This window comes from Filimonas effusa, assembly GCF_004118675.1.
Taxonomy (GTDB): domain Bacteria; phylum Bacteroidota; class Bacteroidia; order Chitinophagales; family Chitinophagaceae; genus Filimonas; species Filimonas effusa.
Genome location: NZ_SDHZ01000002.1, coordinates 258,331 through 270,125, shown reverse-complemented (window position 1 = coordinate 270,125; position 11,795 = coordinate 258,331). Strand labels below are relative to the sequence as shown.

At 45.3% G+C, this 11,795-nt stretch carries 9 protein-coding genes; 6 read left to right on the top strand and 3 right to left on the bottom strand.

The genetic code is table 11. The features are described 5' to 3' along the window. The 6 genes from ESB13_RS12480 (at position 1) to ESB13_RS12455 (ending at position 7,809) form a co-directional block, all read left to right on the top strand. Complete coding sequence (locus ESB13_RS12480; RefSeq protein ID WP_129003751.1) at positions 1-1,005, top strand: PorP/SprF family type IX secretion system membrane protein; 1,005 nt, start codon at positions 1-3, stop codon at positions 1,003-1,005. A 33-nt stretch (positions 1,006-1,038) separates the two neighbouring features. After that, on the top strand, positions 1,039-2,814 hold the full coding sequence (locus ESB13_RS12475) for an OmpA family protein (protein ID WP_129003749.1): 1,776 nt from the start codon (positions 1,039-1,041) through the stop codon (positions 2,812-2,814). A 186-nt stretch (positions 2,815-3,000) separates the two neighbouring features. Further along, positions 3,001-4,137: an Omp28-related outer membrane protein gene (locus ESB13_RS12470; RefSeq protein ID WP_129003747.1), complete on the top strand. Its 1,137-nt coding sequence runs from the start codon at positions 3,001-3,003 to the stop codon at positions 4,135-4,137. A 3-nt stretch (positions 4,138-4,140) separates the two neighbouring features. Beyond that, positions 4,141-4,638, top strand: coding sequence for a TlpA family protein disulfide reductase (locus tag ESB13_RS12465; RefSeq protein WP_129003745.1), 498 nt, complete (start codon positions 4,141-4,143; stop codon positions 4,636-4,638). A 3-nt stretch (positions 4,639-4,641) separates the two neighbouring features. After that, positions 4,642-6,231, top strand: a complete 1,590-nt coding sequence (locus ESB13_RS12460; RefSeq protein ID WP_164974195.1) for a DUF6029 family protein — start codon at positions 4,642-4,644, stop codon at positions 6,229-6,231. A 309-nt stretch (positions 6,232-6,540) separates the two neighbouring features. Beyond that, entirely contained in the window at positions 6,541-7,809 is a 1,269-nt protein-coding gene (locus tag ESB13_RS12455) for a YdcF family protein (RefSeq protein ID WP_129003741.1), read from the top strand. Here ESB13_RS12455 and ESB13_RS12450 read toward each other — a convergent pair. The 3 genes from ESB13_RS12450 to ESB13_RS12440 all read right to left on the bottom strand — a co-directional run bounded on the left by ESB13_RS12450 (position 7,787) and on the right by ESB13_RS12440 (position 11,133). Next, positions 7,787-8,623: a glycosyltransferase gene (locus ESB13_RS12450; protein ID WP_129003738.1), complete on the bottom strand. Its 837-nt coding sequence runs from the start codon at positions 8,621-8,623 to the stop codon at positions 7,787-7,789. The genes ESB13_RS12455 and ESB13_RS12450 overlap by 23 nt on opposite strands. Positions 8,624-8,749: 126 nt before the next feature. Next, a complete protein-coding gene (locus tag ESB13_RS12445) occupies positions 8,750-10,345 on the bottom strand; it encodes a glycosyltransferase family protein (RefSeq protein WP_129003737.1) in 1,596 nt (531 codons plus the stop codon). Positions 10,346-10,368: 23 nt separating this feature from the next. Next, a complete protein-coding gene (locus ESB13_RS12440; protein WP_129003735.1) occupies positions 10,369-11,133 on the bottom strand; it encodes a hypothetical protein in 765 nt (254 codons plus the stop codon). Between the last annotated feature and the right edge of the window lie 662 nt (positions 11,134-11,795).

Sequence of the window (11,795 nt, the reverse complement as noted above, 5' to 3'; positions counted from 1 at the left end):
ATGAGAAATATGTACAAATCGTGTTTGCTGATGATGTTGCTGTTACCGTTGAGCGCTTCACTTAAAGCTCAGGTAGATCCGCATTTTTCGCAGTATTACATGTATCCTTCATGGCTGAATCCGGCACTTACCGGGGCTTTTGACGGTAGTTACCGCGTATCGGGGATTTATAGAACACAGTGGGGAGGCCTGGGCGTTCCTTTTAAAACATACGGACTGTCCGCCGAAATGACGACAGAGAAAAACCTGAACGCAGGACTAAGTGTTATGCGGCAAACAGCGGGCGATGCTGCCTATGCCTATACCACCGGCTATGCCAACGTGGCTTATACCGGCTTACGCTTTGGTAAAGAAGGTATGCACAAGGTTTACCTGGGCTTACAGGCTGGTTTTATTCAAAGGAAATTTGACAGGGAGAAAATGACCTTTGGCTCCCAATGGAATTATATTACAGGCCCCACCGGCTCCAACAGCGCTGAAGTGTTGGACCGTACCGCAGCAATAGCTTTTGATGCGGGGGCCGGCGCTATGTACTTCGATGCTACGCCCGGTAAGAAGGCCAACTTCTTCGCAGGGGTATCTTTCTCTCACCTTTCACAGGCCGATGATAAGTTCAGTGCATCAGGGAATGAAAAATTCCCTGTCAGATATACGCTTCATGGTGGCGCGCGTATCAGCTTGTCTAATCAGTTGAGCGTTACTCCTAACCTGCTTTATATGAAACAACGTACGGCAGAAGAAAAAATGCTGGGCGCTTATGCCCAATATAAAGTGAACGACGAGTTAACGGTAATGCTGGGTGGTAACTATCGCCTGAAGGATGCCTTCTCTCCCTACATAGGATTCACCAATAAAGGATGGATGCTGGGCGCCAGCTACGATGTCAATAATTCTGATCTGGGCAAGATGGCCGGTTCTGCCAATAGCTTTGAAATATCGTTGTCATTCATAGGTAGGAAGAAAACGCCAACGCCACAGGTCGAATTTGTTTGCCCAAGGTTATAGATCTATCTCCAATCAACATTACGTTAGTTTAGTATGAAAAAACTATATATTATTGCCGGGATATTTTGCATCACAGCTACTGCCGCAAAATCCCAGTTTGTTTACGATTATCTGAAAGCAGGCGATAATTATTTCGCCAGCGCTGATTATGCATCTGCTGCAAACTATTACGAAAAATACCTGGGCAATAGTTCCAAAACAGATAAAGAGGAGTATGCTCCCTATAAACCCCAGTCTATTGAAAAGAAAAAACTCTCCGTGAAAAGCGGTCGTGAAAAGGCTTTATGGCAACTGGCAGAAAGCTATCGCCAACTGAATTATCCGTCTAAAGCCGCGGCTGCTTATCAGCAGTTGCTTTCAATCAACACTACAGACTATCCGCTGCTGCAGTTTCATCTTGCTGCGCAGTTAAGGGCCCTGGAAAAGTATGCAGAAGCCGAAGCGGCGTTCTCTGCCTTTCTTACAAGTTATACCCGGGAGGATAACTACAAAAAAGCTGCAGAAAGAGAAATTGCCAATCTTAAGTTTATACAAAAGGAGTTGGCCAAGCCAGGTCTGCAATATTTTGAGGTGATAAAAGGGCAGGGGGCCATGAGCAGTACGGGTGCTAATTATGCCCCCGTTTGGTTAGATTCAGCTACACTCATGTTCACCAGTACAAGACCTGTTGATAGCTTAAAGAAATCATCTTTCAGCAATCAGCTGTTTCTGCTACAATACAGCCAGGGTGCTGTAGCTCCCGCAGTGACCACTGAACTAAAAGCCGCCAGGGGAATGGAACAGGGGGCTGCATCGGTAAGTGCAGATGGCAATACCATATATCTTACCCGATGGAAAGCTGCCGGAAACAAAGAAGCGATGATCCTTAAAGCTGTAAAGCAGGATGGCAAATGGAGCGACCCCAAACCCTTGCCTGCGATCATCAATACTGCTGGTTACAGCGCACAGCAGCCTTTTGTCACTTCCGATAACAAATACCTTTTTTTCTCCAGTAATAAACCCGGGGGACACGGAGGTTTCGATATCTGGTATATAGCCATTGATCAGTTGGAAAAAGAACAGGAGCCACTCAATGCAGGTAACATAATAAATTCCGCCGGCGATGAACAGGCGCCTTATTACGATACCGATAGCAGCCGGCTGTTCTTTGCCAGCAATGGACGTGTTGGCATGGGCGGCTTTGACTTATTTAGCGCAGGGGGGGAAGCTGGTAGTTTCAATAGTCCTGTAAACCTGGGGTATCCCATTAACTCCGTAAAAGATGATATCTATTATGCAAAGCGCACCGGCGCAGGCGCTGCGTCTTCCGAAATATGGCTGAGCTCCGATAGGTCTGCAGCCTGTTGCCTCGAGCTCTTCCGCATCGTTCAACACAAACCGGCACCTGTAATTACACCACAACCTGTTAAAGAAGAACCAGTTGTAATACAGCCGGTTGTTGATACCACTCACGCCGAAGTGCTTGAAAATGTATACTACGCTTACGATAAAGCACAACTGCTCGATGGATCTGAACGCTCTCTGGATAAACTGGTTGCAATGCTTAATGCGAATAAAGAAATGATCATTGAAATTGGCGGACACACTGATAGTAAAGGTAGCGAGGTGTATAATGAACGCCTTTCATTGGCCAGGGCGCAAAGTTGCGTAAACTATATCGTTAGCAAAGGCATCAGCCCCGAAAGAATAAAAGCACAAGGCTATGGCGCTTCTAAACCAATAGCGCCCAATAATAATCCCGATGGTTCCGACAATCCGGATGGACGGAAATTAAACCGTCGCACCGAATTCCGTATTCTCAAATACTAAGGTGGCCTGCCATCTGCTCAATTATAATAATGGTTATAAATAGCCATTATTATAATTGAGTATTTACCCTCAGTTTTATCTCGATTTAGAAAAATATCTTTATGACCTTGTAGTGAACCGTTAGCTCTGTTTGTGCCGGTTCAAACTAACTGATCATATTATTCAATACAATAACTATAAAGTGTTATGAAAAGAACGCTGTTCTCTTCTATGTTCGCCTGTTGCCTGGTGGCAATGTTGCTATCCTGTTCCAAAGGAAGTGGTGGTTCCTCCGGCGGCGGGGAAGTAGATCCCCCCGTGAATCCTCCCGTTGCAAAAGATTCCATTTATGTGACTTTGTCTAAAGACATTGTAGAAAAAAATGGCTTCGACTTTGTCGCCATCCGCATCAAGGATAAGGCCGGAAAAGATATAACAAGCGTAGCCCGTTTTTATATCGATGGTATCTCCACTGTAGATAGCATCTTCATCCCTACTACCGTAAAAGACGTTAAAATAACTGCCAAAAGAGGCGACCTGCCTTCAAACGAAGTTACATTGCGGGTAAAAGACGGCGGTACCTCTCCTTATACTCAGAAAGTACTTGTTGAAGACTATACAGGCACCTGGTGCCAGTATTGCCCAAGGGCTGCACGCATCCTGGAAGCTTATATCGCAAAAAAGCCTAATTGTATTACTGTGGGCATTCACGGCGGTGGCGGTTCCGATCCTTTTTACTTTACTCATGCCGATAACCTTTGTAATGCCTATGGCATCAACAGTTTCCCCTGGGCCTTAGTTAACCACGGCAGCAAATGGAACGAAGAAACCTCCGTTCTCGACGCACAGTTCACGAACAAATGGCCTCCGCTCGGTATCGCTATTCAAAGCACAGTAAGTGGCACCGCTATTACAGGTAAAGTGAAAGTGAAATATGCAACTGCTTCCAATATTCCAATGAAAGTGATGATCATGCTTGTTGAAGATGGCCTGGTTTATCCGCAGGTAAATGCATATAACAACCCCAACTCAACAACTAATCCTTACTACGGACCTAATCCTATTCCCGACTTCGTTCATGCAAATGTGCTCCGCCAGATAGGTGTGGCCGATATCTATAATGGCGATGCAATTCCTCTTGATGCGCAGGTGAAAAATAATGAATGGACAAAAGACTTTACTTTCAGCACTACCGGTAAAACAGCTACTAACAACGCTTATAATATTAACGTAGCAAAATCAAGGATCGTTGCTTATGTGATCTATGGAAGCAACCAGTTCAACCTGATAGGTACCGCCAACGTTCAGATCGCTAATGTGGGCGAAACCAAAAACTATGACTAAGAAATGATACTTAAAAAAATACTCGGATTAACGGTGGCGGCATGTCTGCTTAACATCGCAACAAGCTACGGGCAGGAAAATTTTCCTGCCGTAGCTATTAAATCTACCTCAGGTAGATCTGTCGATTTCGCAAAGCTAATTGGCGATACAAAAGATACGGCCATTATCGTCAGCTTCTGGGCCACCTGGTGTGTGCCATGTGTAACTGAACTGGATAATATCAGCGACCTGTATAAAGAATGGCAAGCCAAGCTTCCGTTTAAATTCCTGGCGATATCAATTGACGATGCCCGCACCAGTCAGAGGGTAAAACCGTTTGTCACTGGTAAAGGATGGCCGTTCGAGATCTATCTCGATGTTAATCACGACCTGAAACGGGCTTTCAATATAAATGATGTTCCATATACGCTGGTTATTAAGAATAACAAGGTAGTCTATCAGCACGTAGGTTATGTGGCTGGCAACGAAGAAGAACTTTTTGAAAAGATTAAAGCATTGTAATTTATGAGGCAGAACGTTTGGATGCTGTCAGCTGCATTAACGTTGACCCTAATGGCATCCACGGGATACGCCCAGCTCGAACAGCTGGGAAAAGGACACTTAAGCGGAAGTTTTGAAAGCTATACCCAGCTGTATCGGAAAGACACAGCCATAGGCGCCACACCGCCACAGGATAAATTCGGTTCCAATAATTTCTTTAAACTCGACTATACCTACAAACAGTTTTCAGCAGGCATTCAATACGAAGCTTACCTCCCTGCTATTCAGGGATTTCCTTTTGTCAGTACCAAATTGAACACAACAGAAGGTAAACTGGTAAACCGCTACTTCAGGTATTCCGGTAAACAGCTTTCCGTACAGGTAGGCGATTTCTATGAACAGTTCGGTAGCGGCCTTGTATTCCGCTCATGGGAAAACAGGCAGATTGGCATTAATAATGCACTCGAAGGCGCCAATATCCAGGTGCAGCCCGTTCCCTTTCTCAAACTTAAATTCGTTTACGGACGCCCGAGGAAATACTTCGACTATGCCAACGCGGTTGTCAGGGGCGCCGACGCAGAGATTGATCTTAATACACTCGTTAAAGCACCGGACGACGCTGCTGTACACTTCACCGCAGGTGGCAGCTATGTAAGCCGATTCCAGTCCTACACGGGTAATATGGAAGATTTCCCCGCTACTGTGAATGCCTGGGCCGGCCGCCTGGCAATGGATGCCGGTTCATTTTCACTAAATGCAGAGTATGTTCGTAAAAGCTCCGATCCACACCTCGTGAATCAATACGACGAGTCTACCGGTAAAGCACTCCTGGTTAATACAACCTACACCGGGCGCAATTGGGGAGCCAACCTTTCTATTCGTTCATTAAGTAATATGGATTTCAGGGCAGAGCGCGAAGTGGAAGGCACGGTGCTCCCGGTGAACTATATTCCGTCACTCACAAAACAACACGATTATCTGACCACCAATATTTATGTGTACAACCCGCAGGTGGCAGGCGAAACAGGAGGCCAGGCAGACGTATTCGTGAATCTTGGCAGCTCAAAATTATCTCTTAACTACGCTCAGTATAAAGCACTGAAAACAGCAGGTAAACTGTTTCAGCAGGGCGATATGGCTTATTTCAGGGATGGAAGCCTGGAGTGGAAAAAGAAATGGAATAACCAATGGCAATCTATTGCTGCCTATCACTATGTATTTTACAATAAAAGCATCGTTGAAGGCGGTAACTACGAAAACATAAAAGCACATATAGGCCTCGTTAACATCCTTTATAAATTTGCCGCAAAGAAATCAGCCCGGCTCGAATTGCAACACCTCTATACCGAAGAGGATAAAGGTAACTGGGCAGCTGCCGTTGCCGAATTTGCATTTGCCCCGTTATGGAGCTTTTACCTGAGCGACTTGTATAACTACGGCAAAACAGATCTTCACTATTACAACTTTGGTGGAAGTTTTATGAAGAACGGAGCACGTTTTAGCCTGGCCTATGGCAGGCAAAGAGCCGGATTGTTTTGTGTAGGAGGAGTATGCCGATACGTTCCTGCCGCAAGCGGCTTTACGGCTAGCTTTACATTGAGCTTTAATAACTAAAAAAGATTATACTAACCTTTTTTTGACCGCTGGCCTGCGGCACAGCACCGGTGTCCGGCAAAACGCAGGCCAGCTCTTTCCTATTCGCAGCTGTAACGCATTCCTGTTAGGTCCCGCGCCCACAATTCTACCTCTTCAAAAGATCCCCCGTCCGCAATATCCGGTATGCCGGTATAGCCGCTATTGACTGCCTTTCCAGCCCGCTGTATAAAAAGAATAACATTTCCTTCCTGCCATCTGTTACCACCATCTGCCATCTATCCCTATCTTCGCCCCACATTTATGAAAAATATAAAACGATCTGTACCAATGATTAAGGCTTGCTTTGTCCTGGCGGTTTTCCTGCTGCCGGCGATCTCCGTCTTTGCACAACCCAATGCAGGGTTTAGGCAAAATCATAAAATGCTGAAATCCGGAAACGTAATTGCAGATAAAAATTTCTACCTGCTAACGGCCATAGGCCATTTCCCGGACCTGAAAAAATTATTGGCAGAAGATAGCGGATTGTCCGAAATATTCCGCCAGCGGCGCGATCTTCTGGCTACGCATGCCTCCGATAAAACTACAGCCCTCGACACCCTGCTTCCGGGCTTTATGTGGTCTCCCGATGATAGCCTAAAATTGGATAAACGTTTGGGGGAACTATATGAACAAAATACCAGGGCTTTTGATGAGATGATCGATAACGAACTGCGTCCCTCCGGAGCTTACCAGCTTTTTGTAAAGCTTACAAACAAGGAATTCCTCCTCAAAACCTGGGCACAGTATATGGAGGGTAGTAATTATATCATTGCCCAGTTTGGATTGGGACAAAAAATGCGCTATCCCTCGATCGATTCTGCGAGCTATCCCGTTAACAGCGGCTATTATCGTAGCACAGTAAAGAACCTTTTTGGTTTTTTAAATGAACAGGCATCAGATATGAAACTGTTTTACGAACCTTCACTCCACATGGCACTCTGGCTGATGGTTCTTAACGACCGCAATGAGCCGGCGGCCTTCGAGCCGCTGGAATCCGGAGAGAACCAGGCCGCAGTCCGGGAAATAAAGAAAACAGATTGGAAAAAATACCAATATTCCGCAATACTCGTTCCCGGTGAAGGCCCCGAAATTTATGGTGTTGCCATCTCTCCCGGCGGTAAACTGCGTTGCGAATTGGTTGCAAAACGGTTTAAACTAGGCCTCGCGCCGTTTATTATTGTTAGTGGCGGTTACTGTCACCCCTTCCATACGCCCTTTAATGAAGCGCTGGAAATGAAACAGTACCTTATAAAACACCTCGGTATACCCGCAAAAGCTATTATTATAGAGCCGCAGGCCCGGCATACCACTACAAACTTCAGGAATGGCACGCGCCTCATGATCCGTTACGGCATCCCTCTCAATAAAATGGCATTATGCGTTACAACTATCGATCAGGCACGCTATATCGAAGACCAGCGTTTTGATAAAAGAAATGTGAAAGAACTGGGATACCTGCCCTATAGCGATAAAAAACGCCTCTCTGCGCATGAACTGGCTTTTTACCCCGTATTGGATTGCCTGCACCTCGATCCTATGGATCCACTTGATCCATAATGATCCTGCCCGGCGTCCTTTTCAACCCTGCAGAATAAATTTGCGCACCAATATCCCGGTATAACAACGAAATGTCTACCGAATTCCGCTTGTCGGCATAGTAATTCATCACTTTGTAAAACTCCCATGGCAGTTTTACCATGTCGCGCAGCACCAGTTTCGATCCACCCTTTTCAACCCAGGTATGCAAAGGTAATTCCAGGGTACAGCTGTCAACCCTTATCCCAAGCAACGATATCCGCCGGAAGAGCTCAACATCGAACAGCCATCGCGATACAAAAGGCTCTGCAAACAATTGCCTTGCAAAACCGGCATGAAAGAACTTGGCGCCACACTGACTGTCATTCACCGGAAGCCGCAGGTAATTGCTGATAAAAGTGGCTATCACCCGGCCCAGGTAGTGACGCGCCTGGTATCTTTGTATATTGGCCCCGATACGCGCTATCCGCGATCCAAAAACAAAATCCAGCCGCCTGTCTTTGAACGCGTCTTTGAAATAAATAAGCTCCTCCAACGGAGTCGCCAGATCGGCATCCATAAAACCTATTATCGCATCCGGTTGCAAATGGGTTGCCCACAACATCCCCTGCCGTATAGCTTCCGCTTTGCCCGAATTTTTCTCCAGGTCAAGTACCGCTACCTGCAATGGATATTCTTCCTTTAAAGCATATAATAACGCCAGCGTCTTGTCCGAACTGCCATCGTTTACAAAAATGAGGGCATCCTCGTGCGCCGACAAAAACTGCCGGTATTCAGCTACCGGTAAGCGCGTCGCTTCATTATAACAAGGTATGATAACGGTTATGGCAGACATACGGCGGTGTTTAAGTGAACGGATTAAGATGTTTCGATAAACGAATTAAGCTGCTTTAGCCCACTCATAAAGGTGTTTTAGTGAATAAATAAGGGTGCTTTAGCGAATAAGCTAAAATAGAACCATTTAAGCACTGAGCAAACGATGCTCCGCATGCGGAGCTTGTTTCTCCTGTTTCTCCCGCAACAGCTGCTCCTCTTCCCTGAACTTTAAATTCAGATAGTCGGTCAAAAGCACCGCAAACGTCAGCAGCACTATCATCGGGAATATCTGGTAACGCATTACCACTATATTCGCAAAAATGCTGAAACAAAAATTTAATACCAGCAATACAGCAAGTAAAAGTACCGTACTGATGAATCCCCGCGAAATACCCCTTAACCTCCCTTTGCTCGCAAAAGAATAAAGTACCCATAGACCATAAAGGTTCAGTACCATAAATAAGGTTGGAAGTATGATCAGTACATAGTGCTGCACATCCTTCGATACCACCTTAGCCTGCCTGCCCTCGAAATCAAACCATTTCCGTACAACGTCCTCCAGGTTGTCAAGCCCCAGATTATAAAGCTCCAGCTTCTCCAGGGGCGGCAAAAAATAATTCTTCGCATTGGGTAACATAAAATACCGCGCATAACCCAGCGGGTGTTTTTTGAGAATATATTTTCCATATTCATCAAATAGCGGCGCCACCTTCGCCCACGAAGGCACACTGCCATCCTGGTATTTTATCGCCATATAGATCTTTAAAGGCGCACGTTTTTGCCGTATGTAATAATTGCCTACATAAGTATCCGGTTCACGCTGCCCGGGAGGGGTATGCTCATAAAATTGCCTGGCTAACCTGTCAAGTGAGGCCATCTCCGCATTGGGAAATTGAGTAGTGTCAATAGTTATATATTCCCTGATATATAAAGCATTGTTGGCCCATTGCCAGCCCCCCAGTATAGGCGGGAACTGCGCTACCCCGCTCATCTCCTTGGCCGCATGGGATGTTATCAGCACAATAGGTATGATCAATACAGGCCCCAGAAATACCCCTGTTAATTTAAACCACAAAGGTTTACGGCAGAAATAAAACGCCACCGCTGCAATAACGGGATAATACATCGCATTATAACGAAACGAAAATGCAATAGCAAAGATCACAGACAGAACGATGATATGCTTCATACGTGGACGCTGTAATATCCATATCAGCTCCGAAAGCCAGACAAGACTTAACGCCACAAACGGTCCGTCAGTAGATACATAGTTCGACAGGTAAAGATGCAACGGGTTGAAAAAAAGAAACAGGCACAATATGATCCTCGTAGCCTTACTCGTAGGATAGAAGTATAAAATGGTTTTGTAGAAATACAAAGCCGCTAACTGGTAAATTGCATACTGGAAAAATATTAACGCTACTGCCGAATGAGTGACCTCATGAAACAACCAGAGGAACTTGCTGTATCCTATAGGCCAGATATTGGCATTCAGATGCTTCTGTGCAGCACTGATATAACTCCAGCTATCCGAAAAGAAATCAGGATACGGATATAATAGTTTGAAGATGATGAACTGTACAAGAACAAGAAGCACCATTAACCACCTGAACAACTTGTTGTCACCTAGCGTATGGGCCAGAAATGTTTTGTTTTCCGATTCCCTGGGAGGGAGTAACCCTGAAATGTATCCTCCGGTCGATCCGCCGCCGGGTAAATTGCTGCTTGTGCTGTCTTTCATATGTGTTGGTTTAAGCTGTGTATTTAGTAACTCAGGTCATACTCCGTCGAGCTGTTTTCAGGAGGCATACTCTTCCTTTTCCTTCTTTGATCTGTATTGATCCCGTATACCGGGTTCTTTCTTACTTCAGGTATCATACCGGCCAGCGTGAAAGGCCGGCTGTCGGTACGATAATGTGCCATCAGCTTCGCAGCCTGTATGCGTATGTTCTGCTCTAGCATCTCACAAGGCTCCAGCCGGAATAGCTCGTCATGCAGAATGTCCGAAGCTTCAAAGCTCAAAGGACACGATGGCAATGCATATACCTCTGTAATACCGGGTTGCATGCTATAAGGCAGCTTGGCAAACTCATCATAATGTTCCGCCGCCGCCTGCACATATTGCTCGTCAAATTCAAAATGAAAAGATTCCGTTATGCCGGCATGAAAATTACTCTCACTCTCTCTTATCGCAGGAATGGAATAAGCCGCATACGAACGCTCCGGTAATATAATGCAATGCCTGGCCCCCGCGAGCCGCGTCGTAATATTATTCTTTAACTGGAAATGAAGCGTCGCCATCGCCCGCCCCGAAGAAAATAAGATCGTTATCTCTTCCTTCAACGCGGCTACATAATAACAGGCGCCGATCCTGCTGCCGTTATAACGCTGCATTATAATATGACCAAATGGGAAATGACAGCAGATCGTCTCCTGGGGCCAGGGTAACAGGTAGTGCTGCAGGGGTTGGGGTACCGCTACTGGGATCCCGGTAACGGATTGTTCTTTATAGATTATCTCATGCTCCATTTTGCTCGCATTGATCAATAGATATTGGATATAAAAAATTACATATAAACCAGCCGGAAAGCATCACTTCCGGTTCGTTTACTAAATAATACTAAAGAAATATCCTGCCTTAATAATTATTAAGGTTGAACAAAGACTACACACTTAGGAGAGGGGACTACTTTTAATTTTCTGAATTGAAATTAAGTGATCTATATAAGATAAAAAAATCAAAAATAATCTTTTCTCATGGCCTCATACGTATATCACGATATACATTGCTGCAACACCTTTCAATATTGATTTTTATTTTTGATAACAACTATTATTGCTCCTATAATTCCCTTGTAATTCTTGAAGTTCCTTCTGTAACCCGCACATAGAGGTCGTGTATCCCTTAATCTAGCTACAATGCCTACATTGTAGCGTCTGATACCCGCACAATTTTGCTGCTATACCACATTGCCCGTCGGTCACAGGTATACCTGCACCGGTAATACTTCCAAATCATTGTATAATTACTAAAGCTTTATTCACTGCCGGCGATCCGCCGGCCTGGATGCTCCCATCTACGAAAAAGTACGCTTTATATACGGGAGATAGACGAACAATGAACGGGCCATAAACGGGCCATAAACGGCACTCCATCATATAAACAAAAAGAGATCGTATAACGGTAACAT